Origin of the sequence: Pseudomonas sp. R37(2017), from assembly GCF_002113375.1 — a bacterium.
Classification (GTDB): Bacteria; Pseudomonadota; Gammaproteobacteria; order Pseudomonadales; family Pseudomonadaceae; genus Aquipseudomonas.
Window position 1 is genome coordinate 41,879 of sequence record NZ_NEHO01000018.1, and the last position, 21,585, is coordinate 63,463.

At 59.8% G+C, this 21,585-nt stretch carries 16 protein-coding genes and 1 tRNA gene; 3 read left to right on the forward strand and 14 right to left on the reverse strand.

Features of this window, described 5'->3' with window-relative positions; genetic code table 11:
* Positions 1 to 119 precede the first annotated feature (119 nt).
* From pqqB to CAG47_RS23135, 6 genes are all read right to left on the reverse strand, one after another.
* Positions 120 to 1,031, reverse strand: coding sequence for a pyrroloquinoline quinone biosynthesis protein PqqB (gene pqqB, locus CAG47_RS23110; RefSeq protein ID WP_085727772.1), 912 nt, complete (start codon positions 1,029 to 1,031; stop codon positions 120 to 122).
* An 81-nt stretch (positions 1,032 to 1,112) separates the two neighbouring features.
* Positions 1,113 to 1,187 carry a pyrroloquinoline quinone precursor peptide PqqA gene (gene pqqA / locus CAG47_RS23115; RefSeq protein WP_080591079.1) on the reverse strand — a complete coding sequence of 25 codons (75 nt, stop codon included), beginning with the start codon at positions 1,185 to 1,187 and terminating at the stop codon, positions 1,113 to 1,115.
* Between the two features lie 161 nt (positions 1,188 to 1,348).
* Positions 1,349 to 3,769 (reverse strand): pyrroloquinoline quinone biosynthesis protein PqqF, encoded by a 2,421-nt coding sequence (pqqF, locus tag CAG47_RS23120; RefSeq protein WP_085727774.1) that lies wholly within the window; start codon positions 3,767 to 3,769, stop codon positions 1,349 to 1,351.
* A 48-nt stretch (positions 3,770 to 3,817) separates the two neighbouring features.
* Positions 3,818 to 4,612, reverse strand: a complete 795-nt coding sequence (locus CAG47_RS23125; RefSeq protein WP_085727777.1) for a carbon-nitrogen hydrolase family protein — start codon at positions 4,610 to 4,612, stop codon at positions 3,818 to 3,820.
* A gap of 12 nt (positions 4,613 to 4,624) precedes the next feature.
* Entirely contained in the window at positions 4,625 to 6,307 is a 1,683-nt protein-coding gene (locus CAG47_RS23130) for an NAD(P)/FAD-dependent oxidoreductase (protein WP_085727778.1), read from the reverse strand.
* A 222-nt stretch (positions 6,308 to 6,529) separates the two neighbouring features.
* Positions 6,530 to 6,991, reverse strand: a complete 462-nt coding sequence (locus CAG47_RS23135) for an Lrp/AsnC family transcriptional regulator (RefSeq protein WP_046029956.1) — start codon at positions 6,989 to 6,991, stop codon at positions 6,530 to 6,532.
* A 186-nt stretch (positions 6,992 to 7,177) separates the two neighbouring features.
* On the opposite strand from CAG47_RS23135, the gene CAG47_RS23140 reads away from it, so the two are divergent.
* A complete protein-coding gene (locus CAG47_RS23140) occupies positions 7,178 to 9,532 on the forward strand; it encodes a glucose/quinate/shikimate family membrane-bound PQQ-dependent dehydrogenase (protein WP_085727780.1) in 2,355 nt (784 codons plus the stop codon).
* A gap of 216 nt (positions 9,533 to 9,748) precedes the next feature.
* On the forward strand, positions 9,749 to 10,429 hold the full coding sequence (locus CAG47_RS23145) for a peptidase M41 (RefSeq protein WP_085727782.1): 681 nt from the start codon (positions 9,749 to 9,751) through the stop codon (positions 10,427 to 10,429).
* Positions 10,430 to 10,444: 15 nt separating this feature from the next.
* On the opposite strand, the gene CAG47_RS23150 is transcribed toward CAG47_RS23145, so the two are convergent.
* The 3 genes from CAG47_RS23150 to CAG47_RS23160 all read right to left on the reverse strand — a co-directional run bounded on the left by CAG47_RS23150 (position 10,445) and on the right by CAG47_RS23160 (position 11,854).
* Positions 10,445 to 10,873 (reverse strand): hypothetical protein, encoded by a 429-nt coding sequence (locus CAG47_RS23150; RefSeq protein WP_085727784.1) that lies wholly within the window; start codon positions 10,871 to 10,873, stop codon positions 10,445 to 10,447.
* Entirely contained in the window at positions 10,860 to 11,465 is a 606-nt protein-coding gene (locus tag CAG47_RS23155) for a nucleotidyltransferase domain-containing protein (RefSeq protein ID WP_085727786.1), read from the reverse strand. The genes CAG47_RS23150 and CAG47_RS23155 overlap by 14 nt, the downstream gene beginning before the upstream one ends.
* Before the next feature lie 68 nt (positions 11,466 to 11,533).
* Positions 11,534 to 11,854: a DUF3077 domain-containing protein gene (locus CAG47_RS23160; protein WP_085727789.1), complete on the reverse strand. Its 321-nt coding sequence runs from the start codon at positions 11,852 to 11,854 to the stop codon at positions 11,534 to 11,536.
* A 632-nt stretch (positions 11,855 to 12,486) separates the two neighbouring features.
* On the opposite strand from CAG47_RS23160, the gene CAG47_RS23165 reads away from it, so the two are divergent.
* Positions 12,487 to 12,792 (forward strand): XRE family transcriptional regulator, encoded by a 306-nt coding sequence (locus CAG47_RS23165; RefSeq protein ID WP_085727889.1) that lies wholly within the window; start codon positions 12,487 to 12,489, stop codon positions 12,790 to 12,792.
* A gap of 72 nt (positions 12,793 to 12,864) precedes the next feature.
* On the opposite strand, the gene CAG47_RS23170 is transcribed toward CAG47_RS23165, so the two are convergent.
* The 5 genes from CAG47_RS23170 to rpsU all read right to left on the reverse strand — a co-directional run bounded on the left by CAG47_RS23170 (position 12,865) and on the right by rpsU (position 21,406).
* A tRNA-Ile gene (locus tag CAG47_RS23170) sits at positions 12,865 to 12,941 on the reverse strand.
* A 15-nt stretch (positions 12,942 to 12,956) separates the two neighbouring features.
* Positions 12,957 to 16,703: a bifunctional diguanylate cyclase/phosphodiesterase gene (locus CAG47_RS23175; RefSeq protein ID WP_085727792.1), complete on the reverse strand. Its 3,747-nt coding sequence runs from the start codon at positions 16,701 to 16,703 to the stop codon at positions 12,957 to 12,959.
* A 124-nt stretch (positions 16,704 to 16,827) separates the two neighbouring features.
* Positions 16,828 to 18,675 (reverse strand): RNA polymerase sigma factor RpoD, encoded by a 1,848-nt coding sequence (rpoD, locus tag CAG47_RS23180; RefSeq protein ID WP_085727794.1) that lies wholly within the window; start codon positions 18,673 to 18,675, stop codon positions 16,828 to 16,830.
* 67 nt (positions 18,676 to 18,742) lie between these two features.
* A complete protein-coding gene (gene dnaG, locus CAG47_RS23190) occupies positions 18,743 to 20,710 on the reverse strand; it encodes a DNA primase (RefSeq protein WP_085727796.1) in 1,968 nt (655 codons plus the stop codon).
* Positions 20,711 to 21,190: 480 nt separating this feature from the next.
* The gene (rpsU, locus tag CAG47_RS23195; protein ID WP_002551877.1) at positions 21,191 to 21,406 is read right to left on the reverse strand and encodes a 30S ribosomal protein S21; all 216 of its coding nucleotides are present in this window, start codon (positions 21,404 to 21,406) and stop codon (positions 21,191 to 21,193) included.
* Positions 21,407 to 21,585: the final 179 nt, after the last annotated feature.

Below are 21,585 nucleotides of genomic sequence, written 5' to 3' on the forward strand. Positions count from 1 at the left end.
CGCTTTCGCGGGCAAGTCGGATCGCCGCACCGCAGCTCCCACAGGGATATGTTGTGTGCCACAGATCCTTGTGGGAGCTGCGGTGCGGCGATCCGACTTGCCAGCGATGAGGCCATTGGCTACAGCACAATACTCATGCCGTCATACGCCACCTCGACATGGCGCCGATCCAGTTCCGCCCGCTGCGGCGAATCCTCATCGAGAATCGGGTTGGTGTTGTTGATATGGATAAGCACCTTGCGCTGGTTGGGCAATTGCTCGAGGACTTCAAGCATGCCGCCAGGGCCGTTCTGCGCCAGGTGCCCCATCTCGCGGCCAGTGCGAGTGCCGGCGCCGCGGCGCTGCATTTCGTCGTCATCCCACAAGGTGCCATCCACCAGCAGGCAATCGCTGTCGGCCATGATCTCCAGCAAGGGCGCATCGACCTTGCCCAGGCCCGGCGCATAGAACAGCTTGCCGCCGGTATTGAGGTCTTCGACGATCAAGCCGATGTTGTCGCCCGGATGCGGGTCGAAGCGGTGTGGCGAGTAGGGTGGCGCGGCGCTGCGCAGTGGCAGCGGAGTGAAGCGCAGGCTTGGGCACGCCGGGACGCTGAAACTTTGATCGAGTTTGATGCGATTCCACTCCAGGCCGCCGTTCCAGTGAGTCAGCATGGTGAACAGTGGAAAACCACTGCTCAGATCCTCGTGGACCATGTCGGTGCACCAGACCTGATGCGGGCAACCTTCGCGCAGCATGAGCAGGCCGGTGGTGTGGTCGATCTGGCTGTCCATCAGGATGATCGCACCGATCCCGGTATCGCGCAGGGCGCGGCCCGGCTGCATCGGGGCGAAGCTCTGCAGTTGCGCGCGGATATCCGGGGAGGTGTTGCACAGCACCCAGTTCACGCCGTCATCGGAAATGGCGATGGACGATTGCGTCCGCGCCGTGGCCCGCAGGCTGCCGTCGCGAAAGCCCGCGCAGTTCGCGCAGTTGCAATTCCACTGGGGGAATCCGCCGCCGGCGGCGGAACCTAGAATCTGGACGAACATGGGTGCTCCATCGTTTCAACGCTGAAAATAAAACGCCTCGGCTAACCGAGGCGTTGTGCTGCACATCTGCAAAAGCAGAGATTAGCGGCTGGCGAAGTACATGGTGACTTCGAAGCCGATACGCAGATCAGTGTAGGCAGGTTTGCTCCAGGCCATGAGTTGAACTCCTTCAGGTGGGTAGGACAGCGCTATCTATATATAGTCCACCTCAAATCAGAGATGTTCCCGTTTCAGATAGTTAGGTTGCTATGTTACTCAAAATTTCTACGAGAATGCCCGTGAAACTTTGAGAAAGCTCCTTACAGCCCCGGTAATGATCATTTTGTCTCTTGCCATGGAGTGCCCGGCGCAGGGCTGTTGGCAAGGCACCGCCGGCCGCCTTCGGCCTGATTCAGGCGTTGAGCCGCCGCCAGTAGAGCGGCCCGGTCAATGCGCACAATGGCCTTGGGCAGGTGCATCAGATAATCCGACGAACGGCCGGCCAGTTTGCCCTGCCAAAGCAGTTCCGCAGCCTGGGCCGTGGTCAATGCAGCGCTGGAAAACTGCTCGGCCAAAGTCTGGCGTTGGGCGATGAACGAGGTGTCGTCGATGGCATCGATCAGTGCCGGCAAGTCATTGAGGAACTGCTCAATGTGTTGCAACGGCACCACGTTCGGCGATTGCACGCCGAACAGCAGCCCGGTTTGCCCGTGAATCTGCCGCAGGGCGCTGAACACCGCATAGCCGAGTTGCAACTCCACCCGCAGGCGTTGATAGAACGGTGTCTGGCAGACCTGTGCGAGCAAACGCCACGCGGCTTCGTCGGCTATTTCCTGAGTGGCTGTCGGACAGAACAGCAGCAACGCGTGTTCGCTGGAGGCCGTATCGACAGTGCTCCACAGATGCTGTGCAAGGATCGAAGGAGGCGGCGTCAGTTGATTGTCCGGCGTGCCGGGTATACGGCTCAAGGCCAGGCCCATCGCCGCTTGGGTCTGCGCCGATAACCCGACGGCCAGCCCATCCCATCGCGCGCTCGACCAGAGTTGCCGCACGTCATCCGAGCTCGCGGTGTGTTCGAGGCAGTGACCGGGCAATGCCTTGAGCAGTTGCCGAATCGGTATTGGCGCCACGCTCGTCGATTCGTCTTGTGAGACAGCGACATCAGGTTTTGTCAGTTCTTTCAGCGCATGCTCGAGGACGACGGGCATCGGCTCCTGCAGCCCATTCAGTTTGAGCAGCCATTCGTTGCCCGACGCATTGAAGGACAAATCCACACCGGCCTGCCGTGCGTCTTCACGCAATGCTTGCAGGTTATTTTCCAGCCGGGATTGGAGGCTGCTGCCGGGAGCCGAGTCCAGGCGCCAACGCAGATAAATCGCACCTTCCGCGCTGTTGTCGGGCCATGCCTGGCTGAATTGCATCGGCGACCGTTCGCGGCGGCTGCGCGAACGGTCCTGGGCAAACGTGCGCAAGCCACGGTGGGCGCTGGTCTGGCCGCGAATCAATCCGGCGTTGGGGGCCGGTGCTTCGCTGCGCAAGAACGGGTTGGGTGCAGGCAATTGCCAAGGGCCGTTGAAGTTATCCACAGCGCCGATTTGTTTGAGGATGTGCTTGAGGGCTGTAACGCCCTGCCCGGACAACCCGACTTCGCGTTGCTCGCTGTCCAGTCGGGCCAATTGCAGAGCGCTGCCGATGTGTTGCTGGCGCTGGAGCAGGGCGATGTATTCGTCGCGCAATGGGCTCCAGTCTTGCCCGGCGAAGAAGCCCAGCCAATCCATCAACCGCTCGCGAATCCCGGTTGCCGCGGAGTTGGCGGGCAAGGTGAACTCGACATGCAACACGGCTTGCCCGGCGAATTGATACAGCGGCTCGGCCTTGAGTTTTTCCGCCAACCCACGCTCACGCAAATCCGCCAGCAATCCGCCCGGTTTCTCGCTGTTCAACCAGTGACACAGGAACAGCAGGGCTTCGGCGGAAAGTTCGGGCAGCGCCTCAAGGGCAAACAGCAGATCCAGCCGTCGTTCGCCAGCCAGTTGATAACTTGGCTCTGGAGTCGTCATTAGCGGCGCGGGGGATTGTTGTGGGGCTTTTTCACCCTGGGCAAGGGCACGGCCAAATGCCTCGGCCATCACCCTCAATTCATCGACACTCTGCGGACCGGCCAGGCTCAAGGTCATCTGCCCTGTCCGATAGAACCGCCGATAAAAATCCTGCAACGCCTGCTGGAATTCGGCTTGCGGCACCGGAAGGCTGTCGCGATTGCCGGCATGGAAACCTCGCAGCGGATGAGTCTCGCAAAGCCCATCGAACAATGCCCGCTGTTGTTGCGCCGTCGGATCTTGTGACCACGCGATAAATTCCGCGTGCAGCACTTCCCGTTCCCGCAGTTGATCGTCCGGACTCATACGCGGATGGGCGAGCATGTCCGACAGACGTTCCAGCCCTCCAGCAAATGCCTGGGGCGGCAGTTCGAAAAAATAGTCGGTGGTCCTTTCGCTGGTCCGCGCATTCACTTGACCACCATGACCCTGGACGTAAGCCATCAGCCCCTGGCCCGCAGGAAAACGCTCAGTCCCGAGAAACAGCAGATGCTCAAGAAAATGCGCCAGGCCGGGCCACGCCAGCGGCACATCATGGCTACCCGCGGCGACCCGCAACGCTGCTGCGCAACGTTTCAAATTCGGGGCATGACGCAGCGTCACCCGCAAGCCGTTGGCCAGGGTTTCAGTGTGGGGGCGAAGGGGATTCAGCGCGGGCATGGGCACTTCCAGAACAGTGAAGTGCCAATGCTAGCGGATAACGATGGATCAGCGCTTGTTCAGGTCGCCGTAAAGCTCGGGACGACGGTCGATCAGGTAGCGATTGGCGGCACGGGAATCGACCATCAACTGACGATCCAACTCCCCGACAATCAAGGCTTCATCAAGGCCTGCCTGAGCGATGCGGCTGCCATCCGGCGCGGCGATGCTGCTCTGGCCGCAATAGTGGATGTCGCCTTCGTGGCCGCAGTAGTTGGCATAAGCCACATAGCATTGGTTTTCGAAGGCGCGGGAGCGCACGGTGACATCGGCGACGAAATCGAACGGAATCATGTTCGCGGTCGGCACCAGAATCAACTCGGCGCCGGCCAGGGCCAGACGCCGGGCGTTTTCCGGGAACTCCAGGTCGTAGCAGATCAGGAAACCGAGCTTCCAGCCGTTGAGCTCAACGATGGGAAACTCGTCGGAGCCTGCGCTGAACATCGAGCGATCGAGGTCGCCGAACAAGTGAGTCTTGCGGTAGTTGCAGACGCGCTCGCCATTGGCATCGATCAACTGCACGGCGTTGTAGATCTGCCCGTCCTCGGTACGCTCGGGATAGCCATACAGGATGGCGATCCCGGCCGCTTTGGCAATGCGCGCGATCTGCTGCGCCGACTCACCGTTATGCACCTCCGCCACCACGCGGACAGCATCGACACCGATGTTGTAGCCGGTCAGGAACATCTCCGGCAGCACCAGCAGGTCCGCGCCTTTGGCTTCCTGCGCCAGCTGCTGCACGCGTTGCAGGTTGCCGGCGACATCCAGAGGCAGCGGTGGACATTGGTAAAGGGCTACGCGCATTTCGGATTCCTCTTACTCGGGCAGGGCGATCGGTCCGATCTCGTTGAACACATCTCCTGGACCCGGATTCTCGGCGTGAGTTGCACCGCCGAAGTGTTTCATGATGCCCCACACCGCGTTGAGCGAGGTCTGCACCGCGCCCTCGACCCAGGCCGGCGTCCATGAAACGTCGTCACCGGCAATGAAGATACCGCGCTGCTCGGCAGGCATGTCGTCCTGCATGAAGTGCGCGTACATGCGCTGGTTGTAGCGATAGTGGCCGGGCAGGGCGCCTTTGAACGCGCCGAGGAAATGCGGGTCGGCTTCCCACGAAACGGTGATCGGGTCGCCGATGATCCGCGCGGCGATGTCGACTTTCGGGTAGATCTTCTTCAACGCATCCAGCGCCAGCTTCACGCGTTTTTCCACCGGGTGCGGGAGCATTTTCAGCGCGTCGCTCATCCAGGAATACGACAGGCAAATCACCCCTGGCTTGTCGTCGCCGTTGTCGAACAGGTAAGTGCCACGGGTCAGGCGATCGGTGAGGGTCATGCTCATCAGGTCGCGGCCGGTTTCCGGGTCCTTGTCCTTCCAGAACGGGCGGTCGACCATCACGAAGGTTTTCGACGATTGCATGTAGCGGGTGCGGTCCAGGGCCATCCACATTTTTTGCGAGAACAGGGTTTCGTCGCATTCGATCTGGGTGGTCAGCAGCCAGCTCTGGCAGGTAGTCAGCACGGCGGCGTATTCGCGGGTGTCGCCGTTGTAGTCAGTGACGGCGAAGCGACCGCCCGGCGCATGGGCGATTTTCTTTACGCCGGAACGCGGCGCGCCCTTGTGCAGCGACTTGAGGCTGGTGCCTTGCGGCCAGTGTACGCAGCGCTCAGGCACATGACGCCAGATGCCTTGCGGGACTTGCTCTACACCGCCGACCACCAGGTGCTGGTGATCGTCGCAGTTGGTCATGACCACGCGGAAGATTTCCAGCATCGAGTTCGGGAAGTCCGAGTCCCAGCCGCCCGTGCCGAAGCCGACCTGGCCGAAGACTTCGCGGTGGTGGAACGACAGTTTGGCGAACGCTTTGGAGGTGGCGACGAAGTCGTAGAACGTGCGGTCATCCCACAGTGGCACCAGGGTGTTCCACAGTTCCTTGAGGCGTGGCACGTCGCGGTCGCGAATGGCTTGCTGGATATCCGAGAACTGCGAGCCGGCTTCCAGGGCATCGGCCCAGGCGTCAGCGACTTCCTGGAACAATGCAGGAAGATCCGCCAGCTTCTGTGCGTAATGGGTTTTACCTTCCAGATCGATCACGGTGCTGCCGGAGGCAGGCGTCAGCGGGTTGGGGAAGGGTTTGGTCTCAAGACCCAGCTTGTCGACATAGTGGTAAAACGCCGTGGACGACACCGGAAAACGCATGCCGCCCAGCTCGGCGACGATGCCATCGGTGCCGTTGAACGTCTGGGAGCGCAGGCGGCCACCCAATTTCGAGGCTTCGTAAACGACCGGCTTGAGGCCGAGTTTCATCAGTTCGTAAGCCGCCACCAGTCCGGCGATACCGGCGCCGACAATCGCCACTTCGGCACCGTGATTATGCTCGGGAATACTGCCCAGGCCGGCCGGGTGTTCGATCCAGTCGTCGAAAGCGAAGGGAAAGTCCGGGCCGAAAATGGTGACTGGTTTTTTACCGTCTGCAGGGTGGCGATTGTTCTTGTTCATGGCTGACCTTACTGGCGACAGGACGCGGGAGGCGCGTCTGAGTATAGGAAAAGATGCGGGCCATTCTAGAGAGCACAGAACACGTTAATAAGACGCAAAGTGTCGTCGTTTTGCCATTTTACCAGTCAATATGACGATACTGACATGCAAAATATCATCTGTAGGAGCGAGCATGCTCGCGATGGCCTCAGCCCAGACACCCATGAATCCCGAATTGGAACGTCAAACCGGCTGCCCCCGATCAATCTTGCTGCTCAAGATGATCGAAGTCGTGGTCTTCTCCACCCCATCCACACTGCCAATCTGATCCAGCAACTGATCCAGCTGCTCCGGCGAGTCAGTACGCAGCCACGCCACATAATCAAATTCGCCACTCACCGCACACAACTGCTGCACCTGCGCCATCGCGCTCAGGCGTCGCAACACCTCCTTGCCGGAACGCGGTTGCACAGTGATCCCCACATACGCCTGCAACCCGCCGTCGACCACCCGCTGCCCCAGGCGCACGCCGTAGCCGGTAATCACTTTGGCCTTTTCCAGCCGCGCCAGGCGCGACGTGACCGTGGTGCGGGCGATGCCCAGTTGCCGGGCGAGCATGGCCACACTCTCGCGGGCGTTGATCTGCAGGGCCGCGATCAGCTGGCGGTCGATTTCGTCGAGAACGGGTGGGCGAATGTCAGGCAAAGGGGCTGTCTCCAACGGTACGGATCAATGGCCAAGCATGTTACAGGCACATCCGGCGCAGCGCTCGCGGCGGATATTTGCTCTAGCCTCAATACCGTTCATGACATTTCTGCCTGCGACAAATTGCCATAAGTAACTAGGTAGTACATTATTCCGCCCTTGTCACAAATGGGGAAAGTTTCCGACATGAACAATTCTGGGGCTGCCGCCGGCAGCAAATGGTTGCTGGCGGGGCTGGGCGTGCTGATTGCACTGATCGGGCTCGGCCTGGCCGGTGGCGGCGGTTATCTGATCGCGCTTGGCGGGAGTGGGTACTTCCTGTTGATGGGCCTGGCCATGTTGGCGTCCGGGCTGATGATCGCCCGGCGCAAGCCGTTCGGCGCCTGGCTGTATGGTATGGCGTTGGTCCTCACGGCGATCTGGGCCGTTTGGGATGCCGGCCTCGAGTACTGGCCACTGGTCTCGCGAGTACTGACCTTCGCGGTGATCGGGCTGGTTGTGGCGTTGATCTACCCGACGCTGGTCCGCGCTTCAGGTGCGACCGGCGGGCGCGGCGCTTACGGTGTGGCTGGCATTCTGGGCGTCGGTGTGGTTGCAACGATGGCCTATATGTTCGTCCCGACCCACGTGGTCAAGGCCACCAGCGAACCTGCGGTAACGCCGGTGGCGCCGGGCACCGAACAAAAAGACTGGGCTCACTGGGGCAATACCACCGCTGGTAACCGCTTTGCCGCGCTGGACCAGATCAACAAGGGCAATATCGACAAGTTGCAGGTCGCGTGGACCTTCCGCACCGGCGACATCCCGCAAAGCACCGGCGCTGGCGCCGAAGACCAGAACACCCCGCTGCAGATCGGCGATACGGTCTACACCTGCACCGCCTACGGCAAAGTCTTCGCCCTGGATGCCGACACCGGCGCCCAGCGCTGGAAGTTCGACCCCCAAGGCACCGCCCCCAACTGGCAGCGCTGCCGTGGCCTGGGTTATTCCGAAACCCCGGTGTCTTCGGACAGTCAGCCAACCGCCTGTACGAAACGTCTGTTTCTACCCACTGGCGATGCGCGCCTGATCGCCATCAATGCCGACACAGGCAAACCCTGCGAGGAATTCGGCAACAAAGGCACCGTCGACCTGACCACCGACATGGGCGAAGTGAAGCCCGGTTACTACCAGCAAACCTCGACCCCGTTGGTCGCGGGTGACGTGGTGATCGTCGGTGGCCGCGTGGCCGATAACTACTCCACCGGCGAACCGCCGGGCGTGGTGCGTGCCTACGATGTGCGCAGCGGTGAGCTGGTATGGGCGTGGGATCCGGGCAATCCGAACACCACCAAGCGCCCACCGGCCGGTGAGACGTACACCCGTGGTACGCCGAACGTGTGGTCGGCCATGTCCTACGACGCCAAGCTAGGTCTGGTGTACTTGCCGACCGGCAACGCGACGCCTGATTTCTTCGGCGGTCAGCGCACCGAGATGGATAACAAATGGAACTCGTCCATCGTCGCCCTCGACGTGAAGAGTGGCCAGGTGCGCTGGCACTTCCAGACCACCCACAACGATCTGTGGGACTTCGACCTGCCGGCGCAACCCTTGCTCTACGATGTGCCGGATGACAAGGGCGGCACCCAGCCGGCGCTGGCGCAAGTGACCAAACAGGGCGAGATCTTCCTGCTCAACCGTGAAACCGGTGTACCGATCGCTCGCGTTGAAGAGCGTCCGGTGCCCCAGGGCCATGTGCCTGGCGAACACTACTCGCCAACCCAGCCGTTCTCGGTGGATATGCCGTCGATCGGCAACAAGACCCTGACCGAGTCCGACATGTGGGGCGCCACGCCATTCGACCAGTTGATGTGCCGCATCCAGTTCAAGGGCATGCGTCACGAAGGCGTCTACACCCCGCCGGGCATGGACCGCGCCCTGCAATTCCCGGGCTCGTTGGGCGGCATGAACTGGGGTAGCGTCTCGGTAGACCCGAACACCCACTACATGTTCGTCAACGACATGCGCCTGGGCCTGGCCAACTACATGATCCCGCGCGACAAGATCGGCGCCGGGGCCAGTGGCATTGAGATGGGCGTAGTGCCACAGGAAGGCACTCCGTTCGGCGCCATGCGCGAGCGCTTTCTCTCGGCGGTCGGCATTCCGTGCCAGAAACCACCGTTCGGCACCATGTCCGCCATCGACCTCAAGACCCACAAACTGATGTGGCAAGTCCCGGTCGGCACCGTACAGGACACCGGCCCGCTGGGTATCCGCATGCACCTGCCGATCCCCATCGGCATGCCGACCCTCGGTGCCTCGCTGGCCACCCAGTCGGGCCTGCTGTTCTTTGCCGGTACCCAGGACTTCTACCTGCGCGCCTTCGACACCGGCAACGGTAACGAAATCTGGAAATCGCGTTTGCCGGTGGGCAGCCAGTCCGGGCCGATGACCTACGTGTCGCCGAAAACCGGCAAGCAGTACATCCTGCTGACAGTGGGTGGTGCACGGCAGTCGACCGATCGCGGCGACTATGTGATCGCCTACGCCCTACCCAAATAGCCCCGGCAACCACCCCCTGTACCTGTAGGAGCGAGCAAGCTCGCGATGGACGTCAGAACACCGCTGGGTGTCAGGCTGCCAGCGTTATCGTTGGCGACCATCGCGAGCATGCCGCAAGCGGGCACCCGCTCCTACAGGTATTCCACGCCGCCTCGAAGAATGGACAGCAACACCCACTCGTAGTCGAATGCGAGAACCAGACCCGAGGCAACGGACATGTCGAGCAAGATGCCCCCCGCCGTACAAGCTCACGCATTGCAGATCGCCCATCACGAAATGGGCCACTACGTCGTCGCTCGTGCCCTGGGCTTTGCCACGGGCGGCGTGACCCTGACAGTGACCGGGGATTTGCGGCATCAGGGAGGCGCCGCCATTACCCTGGTGCGGCCCATTTCGTCGATAGAAGCCATGAAGGAGCATCTGCAAGCCCGGATGATGGTGCTTCTGGCTGGCGCCATGGCGCAGACACTGCCGTCGAAACCATCAGCCGCAAAACGCGTCGACAAGCCCAAAGCCACAGCCATCCTCAAAGGCGAGCAGGGCGCGGAACGGGATTACGCCAAAATCAGGGAGCTTCAGCACCTGCTGCGCAACATCGCCTACCCGGATACCGATCCAGCGTCGGATGAGCGCATAGCGGCACAGCTTAAAGCGATGACAGATCGGCTGTGGGGTCGGACCCAGGAAATCATCGAGGACCAGGCCGAGACGATTGCCGAATTGGCTGTGGCGCTGGTGGACGGCATGGCGCTTGTGGAGCAATGGGGGCGGGCGGCGGATACGTATGAGGTGGTGTACACCGGGCCGATGCTGGAACGGCTGCGGGCGGTGCAGGTGATCCCTTTGTTGCGTGTTTCGGCTGACAGCGGCGGTGATGCTGTTCAGCACTGCAAGTAACAAAGGGTCGGAGTGTTATTTGCCAGCGAGCATAGCGTCTTGCACCAGTGACAGCAGTGCATCGGTCGCCGCCAACAACTCAGCCAGTAGGGTTTCATCCACGTCCATATAACCCTCGTACTCGGCCAGATTACGGCGCTCGTGACAAAGTGCGAACAAGCGCACCTGGATTTTGTTCAGGTCCAGGGTATGTACCAGGCACTGGAATACCAGATAGCGACGGTCGGAGCGAAAACCCTGCAAGCGCATGGCAGTCAGTGCCAAGGCATGTGCGGCGTTATAGGCGAGGTCGAAGCGACTGGCAAAGGACAAGGCCGGACTGTGAGCATCCTTCAAACGGTCCGTAGCCGATCTCAGTAGCCCTTCACATTCCTTGCGATCTGGCGGTTCGGCTTTGAGGCCTCCGCTACGCACCAGGTTTTCCAGATTGTCATTGCTGCCCATCGACTACCTCTGCTGGATTGTGGCCAATCAGATCAATTTTTTCCTGTTGTTCAACCCGCACTACAAAGCTGTTGCCGGCTGCCTTCTTGGCTTGCCAATCGGCCAGGGTGTAGAGCGTCGGATTAATGGTGCGGCCAAGCTGTTCCTCTACGGGCAGTACCCGCTCCATCAAGTCGCTGTAGCTGAGATTTTCGCCGATCAGCATCAGGTCGATGTCACTGCCGGCATGCTCGTTGCCCTTGGCAATGGAGCCATAGATGAACGCCCATGCCAGTTGATCATTCAGCGGAGTCAAGGCTGCACGCAGTTGCTCTGCAATGCCGAAAGTCTTGCGCACTATTCCCAGCAGTTCCGCATAGATGGGGCACTCGGGGTTGGCTTGGTAGTGTGTTTGATTACCCCGCCGACTCATGGTGAGAATGCCGGCACCATGCAAGCGCTCCAACTCACGCATCAGGCTGCCCTTGCCCACCTGCGCCCAGCGGGATATTTCATTGGCGTAAAAGCTCTTGTCCGGTTTGCCATACAACATGCCCAGCACTTTTTGCTGAGTGGCGGTAAACAGAGCATCGCTGAGCGGGATGGCAGGCATGGTTGACTCTATAAGTCCCAAAAAGGGAACGATAGGTCCCCTTTTGGGAATTTTCAACTCTGCCGTGGTTATATGTTTTTCGATGGGACTGCTTCCCTTGTCGTTTGAGCAGGCCGCCGCGTCAGCACCTTCACCACATCATCGATCACTGCTTTGCTCATCGCCGTCAGGTAATGCGCGGCCCAGGCGTGGCGGTCGGGGCTTTGGGCGTAGGTGGAATCCACGGTGAGGGACTTTGCGAGGAACAGCAGGTCGGAGGCTTGGGCCAAGGCGTCGGCGATGGGGACGTTGCGGCAGACGTGGAACAAGGGTTGGTCCGAGATGTACATGAAAGGGGTGAAACCGATGGTTTTGAGTTCTGAGGGGGCGGGGGAATTCGTTTTACTCATGGGGTGACTCCTGGTTGTTCAAGGAGCTGCCACTTTCGTTTCCAAGCGAATGGGTGGCAGCTGTGCGCAGGTTGGAAAACCGGGAACCAGAGAAACCGGCACGCCCGAAGGCGTCCCACGCACAGCAGCCATAACACGGGAACAAAGTATTGAAACTTCTGCAGTCGTGATGGGGCGCAGTTGCGTTACGGTTCGACGGGTTTCCAAGCCCGCTCGCTGATGATCAGCGACGGCCGGAGACTATCCCGTCAAAGAAAAGCGCAACAAGGCGGCAAAGTGCCCAAAACGAAGATTCGGAGTTTGCCTACAAGGACGTACGGCGTCATCCGATATTGCGACGTCCCGTATAAACAAATATCCAAACGCAAACCCCCAAATGCCTGGAGTGAAGCCCTTCGGTAGCATTCCAATGGCGTCACTTGCTTGCCATGCGCTTCATCCAAGGGCCGGGCAGAGCACATGGTCCAAACGCGCCAGACATTGCCATTAACAATTTCAGGAGTAGTCCATAGTAGTCGAACAGCTGCTCCAGTCCTTAAGGTTATTCCCTTGAAGTCATATTTCTTAGGTGGCGTGACGAACATGTCCCGCTGGCGAACATCTGGAAATACTGCGTAGTGAGGGCCGAAACGATGGCTAAGAAATTTTCTGAACTACAAGCGCGCATGACGCCGCAAGCTCGAGCTGACGCGGAGCGTTTGTACCGGCAGCATCTGAAAGAAATGCCCTTGCACGAGTTGCGCAAGGCTCAGGAGTTGAGCCAGGAGACCCTGGCCAAGGCGCTGCATATCAATCAGGCGGCGATTTCCAGGATGGAGCGACGCACCGACATGTACATCAGCACGCTGCGCAATTACATCCGCGCCATGGGCGGCGAGTTGGAAATCATTGCAACCTTTCCCGAAGGGCAGGTAAAGATTGAGAACTTTGCCAATTGATCTGTAAAACAGATTTCTGCGATCCGAACCGCCAGACACGAAAAAGCCGCGTAAAAACGCGGCTTTCTTGTTTGGTGGGCCCACACGGACTTGAACCGTGGACCAAAGGATTATGAGTCCTCTGCTCTAACCAACTGAGCTATAGGCCCTCAGTAGGTCGCGGATTATAGCGACGGTTTCGCGGCTGTGCTATCCGAAAAAGCCATTACGGTTGTACGAAGAAATGTCGCGGCAAATTTCTCGGGGGGTAGGGGGAAGCTGACGATGTAGCCCTGGATTTGCTCACAGCCCTCATGGGCCAGGAATTGCTGCTGCGCCTGGGTCTCGACCCCTTCGGCAATCACGGTGAATTGCATGCTGCGGCCGAGGGCGATGATGGCGCGTACGATCGCCGCATCGTGGGGGTCGTCCGGCAGGCCGCGGACGAAGGACTGGTCGATCTTGAGGATGTCCAGCGGCAGGCGCTTGAGGTAACTCAAGGACGAGTAGCCGGTGCCGAAGTCATCGATGGCCAGTTGTACGCCCAGTTTTTTGAGTTGATGCAGCACCGCCAGCGCTTCTTCGGCCTGGCTCATGATGAAGTTTTCAGTGATTTCCAGTTGCAGGAGAGCGGGGTTGAGGCTGTTGTCCTTGAGCAACTGCTCGATACGGCCCAGCAGGTTGGGTTGGCGCAATTGGGCGCCGGCAAGGTTGACCGACAGCGGGCCGGGGTTTTCGTACAGCCGGTGCCATTCGGCCATCTGCTGGCAGGCGGTCTCCAGGACCCAGTCGCCGATTTGCAGGATCATGCCGTTTTCTTCAGCCAGCGGGATGAAGTGCTCCCGCGGCACGTCGCCAAAAGTCGGGTGGTGCCAGCGGATGAGGGCTTCGGCGCCGACCAGGCTGTAGTCTTCGAGGCTGATTTTCGGTTGGTAGCACAGTTGCAACTCGTTGCGTTCGATGGCACGGCGCAGTTCGTGCTCCAGCGCAACACGCTCGCTGGCCTGGGCGGTGAGGTCGCGGGTGTAGCTTTCGACGCGGTTACGGCCCTTGGCCTTGGATCGGTACATCGCAGCGTCGGCGTTCTTGATCAGTGTGGCAACGTCGCAACCATCCTTCGGATAGAGGCTGGTGCCGATGCTGGCGCTGATGAAAAACTCGTGTTCGCCAGCCTGGAATGGCGCGGTGAAACAATTGAGCAGTTTGGTGGCGATATTGTCGGCATCAGTGGATTGTTGCAGGCCCGGCAGCAGGATGATGAACTCGTCACCGCCCAGGCGCGCCACGGTGTCGATGTCACGCAGTTGCTCGCGCAGACGTACGGCAATGCCCTTGAGCAGCAGGTCGCCGACCGGGTGGCCGAGGCTGTCGTTGATGTGCTTGAAGCGGTCGAGATCGAGGAACAGTACGGCGCCCTGGCCGCCATGTTCCTGCTGGCTGTTGAGCGCTGTCAGCAGGCGGCTTTCGAACAGCGTGCGATTCGGCAGGCCGGTCAGAGGGTCGTGGTGAGCCTGGTAATCGAGTTTGGCCTGGGCATGCTTGAGGCTGGAGATGTCGGCGAACACCGCGACAAAGTGGGTGATGAACTTGTCGCGGTTGCGCACGGCACTGATGGTCAGCCAGCTCGGATAGAGCTCGCCATTCTTGCGCCGATTGGAAATTTCACCCTGCCAATGACCGTCGGCAGTCAATTGGTGCCACATGGCCGCGTAGAACGCGCTGTCATGCAGGCCTGAGGCGAGCAGGCGCGGTGTGTGCCCCAGCGCTTCGCTTTCGCTGTAACCGGTGATCTCGGTGAAGGCCCGGTTGACCGCGCTGATGTGCTGTTGGGTGTCGGTGATCAACACGCCTTCGGCGGTGCTTTCGAACACCGTGGCGGCCTGTTGCAGTTTTTCCTGCATCAGGTGCCGCTCGGTGATGTCCCGGGCGATGGTCAGCATGCAGTCGTCATCGCCAATCGGCAGCGGACGGCTGGACACTTCGCAGAGGCGGATCTGCCCGTCGCTGCGGCGGATATGGCAGCTGAAGTCGCGGACAAAACCGTCCCGTTGCAACAGGTCGAGCATTTGCTTGCGTTCATTGAGGTTGACCCAGATCCCCAGTTCCAGCACCGAGCGATCCACTGACATGGCGCTGTTGAAACCGGTGATGCGGCTGAAACCCTCGTTGACCTCCAGCAGCAAGCCATCGCTTTGCCGCGACAGCAGCAATCCGTCGGGAGACGCGTGGAAGGCCTTGGCGAACTTTTCTTCGGATGTTTGCAGTTGCTGCTGGGTTTCCTTGAGCTGGGTGATGTCCCGCACCACGACCACCAGCGCCGGTGTCATGTCGAGGTTAAAGGGCTCGGCGGAGATCAGGCCGGTAAACACCTGGCCATTGCTGCGACGAAAGGGCATTTCCAGGTTGCGGATGCTGCCGGCCTGCAGGCGTTGCAGCAGGCCGGGTCCAACACCGGGAATACCCCAGATGTTCAGGTTGGTGGCGGTCAGGCCAATGACGTCCTCGGCCTTGAGGCCAATCTGCTCTTCGAACGCTTCGTTGACCTCCAGCAGGCAACCATCGCTCAGGCGTGCGATCACCAGAATGTCAGGGCATTGCCGGAACACCGAAGCGAATTTCTGTTCCGACAGGCGCAGCGCTTCTTCGGTGCGCTTGGTGTCGGTGATGTCGATCATCAACCCGCGCATCACCGGCTCATGCCCATGCTCGATCAGGCTGACGATATCTCGCACCCACAGGCAGCGGCCGTCGGCAGTGATCACCCGGTAGTCGAGGCTGTGATCACGTCCGGCCAGCACTTCGTGATCGCAGAACGTCTGGGCGCGGGTCAGGTCGGCGGGGTGAATGATGTTGCGCCAGAAGCCCGGAATCAGCCAATGGGACAGGGGATAACCGAGGAGGTCTTCGGCGTGGGGTGAAACATAGCTGTAGGTGTAGTCGGTGACTTTTGCTTCCCAGGCGATGGCCGAGAGGCTCTCCACCAGGCCGCGATAGTGGTACTCGCTACTGCGCAGTTCCTGTTCAAGATCGATCCGGCGGGCAATTTCCGAACTCAAACGGCGGTTGACGCGGATAACCGCTGCCAGCACGAGGGTCAGCAGCAGTAGCCCGGGCAGGCCATACACCAACAAGTCATTCCAGAACGTTCGATGATCGAGGACGTTGCCGACCCAATGTTCCTGAATGGCGCTGATTTCGGCGGGGCTCATGTCCGCCAGGACTTTGTCGAGAATTCCAACGAGCATTTTGTTGTTGCGAGGTACCGCCATGGCCAATTGATAGCGATAGGGGGTTTCACCGCTGACATACAACCCATCGAGCTTGAGCTGGCGCAGGGTCCAGACGCTGGAAGCCAGATCGCCCACTACTGCGTCCACTTCGTCGGTGGCCAGTGCCTGCAATGCCGAGCTGACGTTGGGCGTCGCCACCAGGTTCAGGTCGGGATGGTGGGTGCGCAGCAGTTCGTGGGGAGCGTAGTTTTCCACCACGGCGATTTTCAGGCCGTACAGGTCTTCCAGTTTGTGTGGTTGAGGCCCCCCGACGTGGGCCAGGATGACAATCGGAAAGTCCAGGTAGGGGCGGGTGAACGCCAGATAGTTCTGGCGTTCCGGGGTCGACATGATGCCAGGAAGCAGGTCGATTTTGCCCTTTTTGGCTTGATCCAGGACGACGGTCCAGCTCACCGGCTCGATGGGCGTGAGCCTGGTCGCCAGCCTTTTGCGGATAACCTCGATGTAGTCCGCGGCAAGGCCTTGGTAGCGGCCCTCATCGTCGCGAAATTCGAAAGGCGGCCACGACGCATCGACCCCCAGGCGCAAGTTGGGGTGGGCAGCCAGCCAGCTACGTTCATCGTCTGTGAGAGTCAGCGCGCCAGCCGTTGCAGTCCAGGTCATCAGCGACAGCAAAAAAAGCACGGTCGGCAGTCTGGGCATAACGGTCTCGTTATGGCTCGGGGGAATGCTTCGAGTGTAGACGGGCTACGGGGCGGAGGAGGAGTTGCAGAGCTTTTAATCTGCCATAAAACAAAACCCCCGGCCTGGGCCGGGGGTTCTGGTATCACTCGTCGAGGAAAGAGCGCAGATGCTCGCTTCTCGTCGGGTGGCGCAGCTTGCGCAGCGCCTTGGCTTCGATCTGACGAATCCGCTCACGGGTCACGTCGAACTGCTTGCCAACCTCCTCGAGGGTGTGGTCGGTATTCATGTCGATACCGAAGCGCATGCGCAGTACCTTGGCTTCACGTGCCGTGAGACCGGACAGCACTTCGCGAGTCGCTTCTTTCAGGCTCTCGACGGTTGCAACATCGATTGGCGACTGCATGGTCGAGTCTTCGATGAAGTCACCCAGATGAGAGTCTTCGTCATCACCGATCGGGGTTTCCATGGAGATCGGCTCTTTCGCGATCTTCAATACCTTGCGGATCTTGTCCTCAGGCATTTCCATGCGTTCGCCCAGCTCTTCCGGGGTCGGTTCGCGACCCATTTCCTGCAGCATCTGCCGGGAAATGCGGTTGAGCTTGTTGATCGTCTCGATCATGTGCACCGGAATACGAATGGTGCGAGCCTGGTCGGCGATCGAGCGAGTGATCGCCTGACGGATCCACCAGGTGGCATAAGTCGAGAATTTGTAGCCGCGACGGTATTCGAACTTGTCTACCGCTTTCATCAGGCCAATGTTGCCTTCCTGGATCAGATCGAGGAATTGCAGGCCACGGTTGGTGTACTTCTTGGCGATCGAGATCACCAGACGCAAGTTGGCTTCAACCATCTCTTTCTTCGCGCGGCGGGCCTTGGCCTCACCGATCGACATGCGACGGTTGATTTCCTTGATCTCGACGATGGTCAAACCGGTTTCGGTTTCCAGCGCGGTCAGCTTCTGCTGGCAACGGATGATGTCCGGCTGCAGGCGACCAATGGCTTCAGCATACTTGCCTTTGCCTTTGGCCAGCGTATCGCTCCAGCTCTCGTCGACTTCGTTGCCCGGGAACTGGCGCAGGAAGTCTGCACGCGGCATGCGCGCATCACGTACGCAGAGCTGCATGATTGCGCGCTCTTGCTGACGCAGGCGATCCAGGGCGCTGCGCACACGCTCGACCAAGGCTTCGAATTGCTTCGGTACCAGTTTGATCGGCATGAACAGGTCAGCCAGGGCCAGCAATTCGGCAATCGCTGCCTTATTGTGACGACCGTGCTTTTTCAGGGCCTTGTGGGTGATTTCCATCTGATCGGCCACAGCGCCGAAACGCTGCGCGGCGATGATCGGATCCGGACCGCTTTCGGCTTCTTCCTCGTCATCCGAGGCTTCGCCGTCTTCGTCGTCGGAATCGTCATCCGCCTTGACCGCTTTCTCGTCGATCGGCGGCGGCACTTCTGCCGCAGGCGGCGCGATGCCGTCGTCCGGGTCGATATAACCGCTCAGGACGTCGGACAGGCGGCCACCTTCGGTGGTGACGCGGGTGTACTCGGAGAGAATATGATCAACCGTGCCAGGGAAGTGCGCGATTGCGCTCATCACTTCACGGATGCCCTCTTCAATACGCTTGGCGATTTCAATTTCGCCTTCACGAGTGAGGAGCTCGACCGTACCCATTTCGCGCATGTACATGCGCACCGGGTCGGTAGTGCGACCAATGTCGGTCTCGACCGCAGCCAACGCTGCAGCGGCCTCTTCGGCTGCGGCTTCGTCGGTATCGGCGTCGGCCAGCATAAGGGAATCCTTATCTGGCGCAACCTCGAATACGTTGATCCCCATGTCATTGATCATGCGGATGATGTCTTCCACCTGTTCCGGATCTGAAATATCCTCAGGCAGGTGGTCGTTGACCTCCGCGTAAGTCAGGTAGCCCTGCTCACGACCAAGTGTGATCAACTCTTTGATACGAGACTGCTGTTGCGCTTTTCCGGACATAACACCCTATCCACTGAAGGTCTTGGCGGGCAAAAAACAAGCCGAGGATTATACCTGAGCTATGACCTCACGCGCCAGTTGAGGTCGGGTTTGATGCGGAAACATTGCGACTCAAGAGGTCGCGCAGTTGATTTTTCTCTTCGCTGGTCAATTCGCTTTGACGCGCTTTTCTAAGAAGTTGTTCCAGGTTTCGCTCGCGTTGGCGGGCTGACAAGCTAGTAATGGTGTCGAAAAACTGTTGTTCAAGGTTATCTCCATCAATCAGCCATTCCTTTTCCGCCAGGGCCTTGAGCAGGCGACCTTGCTCCGTGCCATGCCAGCGGGCAATCAGCTGAATTGAGTTTAGCTTGGGATTCTTCTGCACGGCTTCGAGCAGCGCCACCAGCAATTGTGTGTTGGTGTGATCCTCGGCGGCGAAGTGCCCGGCATCCTCGACTTTTTCGGCCAGTTGCGGGTGGTGCAGCAGTGTGCGCAAGGCGGCAAGGGTTGGCGGTTCTACGGCGGCGGGCACCCGTGGCGCGCGGGGTTGATCACGATCGCCGCCCCGTTTGCCGTTTTTGTCCCAGGGTTTCTTGTCCCATTTCCTGCCTCCTGCACCGGGTTTCTTCGGCGTCCATTCCTGCTGCGGCACATACATTTCCTGTGCCTGCGGCTGATGATAGTCGCTGTAATCGGGCATTGCGTCGTAATCGATGCCCGGGTCGTAGGCCGGCGGAGCTTCCTGCGGGGCGCTTTGGGCCAGCTGGCTCACCGCTTCGCCGCTCAGGCCGGTGATTTCGCTCAGGCGCTGACGCATCAAGGTGCGCAGGTTGGCGCCCGGGACTTTGTCGATCAGTGGCGCGGCGAGGGTGGCCATGTGGGCCTTGCCCTCGAGCGAGCGCGGATCGGCCTCTTCCGTCAATTGCTGGAAGAAGTAATCGGCCAGTGGCTGCGCATGCTGGTTGATCCGGGCGCGGAAGGCGTCGGTGCCTTCGGAGCGGACCAGGGTGTCCGGGTCTTCGCCCTCGGGCAGGAACAGAAAGCGTGCGCGACGACCGTCCTGCAAGCTTGAAAGTGTCGCCTCCAGTGCCCGCCATGCAGCGTTGCGACCGGCCTGATCGCCGTCGAAGCAGAACAGCACGCTCGGTACGACGCGAAACAGTCGCTTGAGGTGTTCCTCGCTGGTGGCGGTGCCCAGGGTCGCGACAGCATTGCGCAGGCCTTGCTGGGCCAGGGCGATGACGTCCATGTAGCCTTCGACGACGATGATTTCGTCGAGGTTGCGGTTGGTCTTGCGTGCTTCGTACAGGCCGTAGAGTTCCTGGCCTTTATGGAAAACCGGAGTTTCCGGGGAGTTCAGGTACTTGGGTTTGTCGTCGCCCAATACCCGGCCGCCGAATGCGATGACGCGCCCGCGACTGTCGCGGATAGGGAACATCACGCGGTCGCGGAAGCGGTCGTAACGTTTGCCGCTTTCGGCGTTTTCGATCAGTAGGCCGGCATCGATCATGGCCTTTTGTTGCAGGGTATCGCTGCTCAAGTGCTTGAACAGGTTGTCCCAGCCGGGTGGAGCAAAGCCGAGGCCGAAATCCCGGGCGATTTCACCGGTCAACCCGCGACCTTTCAGGTAATCCACGGCGGCCTTGCGTGATGGATGGCTTTTCAGGGCCTGACGATAAAAGTCGGCAGCGGCGCTGAGTAGCGGGTACAGCGGCGAATCGGTCGGTTGTCGCGGTTTGTGCGACCGGCCGCTTTCCTCGCGGGGGACTTCCATGCCGGCGGCTTTGGCCAGTTCTTCGACAGCCTGGACGAAATCCAGGTTGTCGTGGTCCATGATGAAGCCGAGGGCGTTGCCGCCAGCGCCGCAGCCGAAGCAGTAGTAAAACTGCTTGTCGGGGCTGACGCTGAACGACGGAGTCTTTTCTTTATGGAACGGGCAGCAGGCAGTGTGGTTCTTGCCGGCTTTTTTCAGTTGCAGGCGCGAGCTGACCACGTCGACGATGTCGGTGCGGTTCAGAAGGTCGTCAATGAAGCTCTGGGGAATTAGCCCGGCCATGGCGTTCTCGTCATCTGCGCTGAAAGGAGCCCGAAACGTACGGCGACCGAACGCTGTCATTGTTTGAGGCGCGCAAGGTGTGCGGCTCGACCAGTGTCGTCTGCGTAATCGCTGTCGGGAAGTGTATCTGCCGAAAATCCACTGACGTTAATGCCAATCAGTATTCGACTGTTTTGAATGTGTTGCGCTGAATCCGCTGCGGCCAATCATAGGCTTCGGATAGCTCATCATTTGGCGCGCAAGCAGGCGCCTTGGGCTGATCGTCGTGAGAGGAATCAGTGGGTGTGCTCGTCAGTAGCCTTGAAAGGCTCGTCAGAAAAGACGTGCACCGCTGGCAAAGAGCCAGGTCTGACGCGGTAAAGCAGATTTGTCGCGGTCGCGTCTGCGGCGTTGACGGTGAAGCATCAAGCGTTTTACGCAAATGCCATAAGCCCGGCTGAGGGCCGGGCTTGGCAGAAGCTTGCTACGATCGTCTGTGTATTAGTACAGACGAACGGCGCGGCGCTGTTCGCGCTGAACTTTCTTGGCGTGACGCTTAACAGCAGCAGCTGCTTTGCGCTTACGCTCAGAAGTTGGCTTCTCGTAAAATTCGCGGCTACGAACTTCAGCCAGTACACCGGCTTTTTCGCAGGAGCGCTTGAAACGACGCAGAGCTACGTCGAAGGGTTCGTTCTCTTTTACTTTGACGGCTGGCATCCAGAGCTACCTTCATTCATTACCGGGGTCAACATCCTCGCGGCAAAAGAGCACTTGAAGACGTCGGTTTTTAAGGGTTGCGGATGTTAACCCCTCAACGCTCGGAATGCAAAGCCTCTGATCGAAAACCGCTGGTCGGGGCATCACGCGACGACTATTATGCGCGCCTTCGAATTCAG

Coding starts and splice junctions, on each gene's coding strand:
- CAG47_RS23155 (WP_085727786.1), bottom strand. CDS start 11,465: ATGCCTGCCATCCCGCTCAGCGATGCTCTGTTTACCGCCACTCAGCAA.
- CAG47_RS23145 (WP_085727782.1), top strand. CDS start 9,749: ATGTCGAGCAAGATGCCCCCCGCCGTACAAGCTCACGCATTGCAGATC.
- dnaG (WP_085727796.1), bottom strand. CDS start 20,710: ATGGCCGGGCTAATTCCCCAGAGCTTCATTGACGACCTTCTGAACCGC.
- pqqF (WP_085727774.1), bottom strand. CDS start 3,769: ATGCCCGCGCTGAATCCCCTTCGCCCCCACACTGAAACCCTGGCCAAC.
- CAG47_RS23150 (WP_085727784.1), bottom strand. CDS start 10,873: ATGGGCAGCAATGACAATCTGGAAAACCTGGTGCGTAGCGGAGGCCTC.
- CAG47_RS23140 (WP_085727780.1), top strand. CDS start 7,178: ATGAACAATTCTGGGGCTGCCGCCGGCAGCAAATGGTTGCTGGCGGGG.
- pqqB (WP_085727772.1), bottom strand. CDS start 1,031: ATGTTCGTCCAGATTCTAGGTTCCGCCGCCGGCGGCGGATTCCCCCAG.
- CAG47_RS23125 (WP_085727777.1), bottom strand. CDS start 4,612: ATGCGCGTAGCCCTTTACCAATGTCCACCGCTGCCTCTGGATGTCGCC.
- CAG47_RS23175 (WP_085727792.1), bottom strand. CDS start 16,703: ATGCCCAGACTGCCGACCGTGCTTTTTTTGCTGTCGCTGATGACCTGG.
- CAG47_RS23165 (WP_085727889.1), top strand. CDS start 12,487: ATGGCTAAGAAATTTTCTGAACTACAAGCGCGCATGACGCCGCAAGCT.
- rpsU (WP_002551877.1), bottom strand. CDS start 21,406: ATGCCAGCCGTCAAAGTAAAAGAGAACGAACCCTTCGACGTAGCTCTG.
- rpoD (WP_085727794.1), bottom strand. CDS start 18,675: ATGTCCGGAAAAGCGCAACAGCAGTCTCGTATCAAAGAGTTGATCACA.
- CAG47_RS23160 (WP_085727789.1), bottom strand. CDS start 11,854: ATGAGTAAAACGAATTCCCCCGCCCCCTCAGAACTCAAAACCATCGGT.
- CAG47_RS23130 (WP_085727778.1), bottom strand. CDS start 6,307: ATGAACAAGAACAATCGCCACCCTGCAGACGGTAAAAAACCAGTCACC.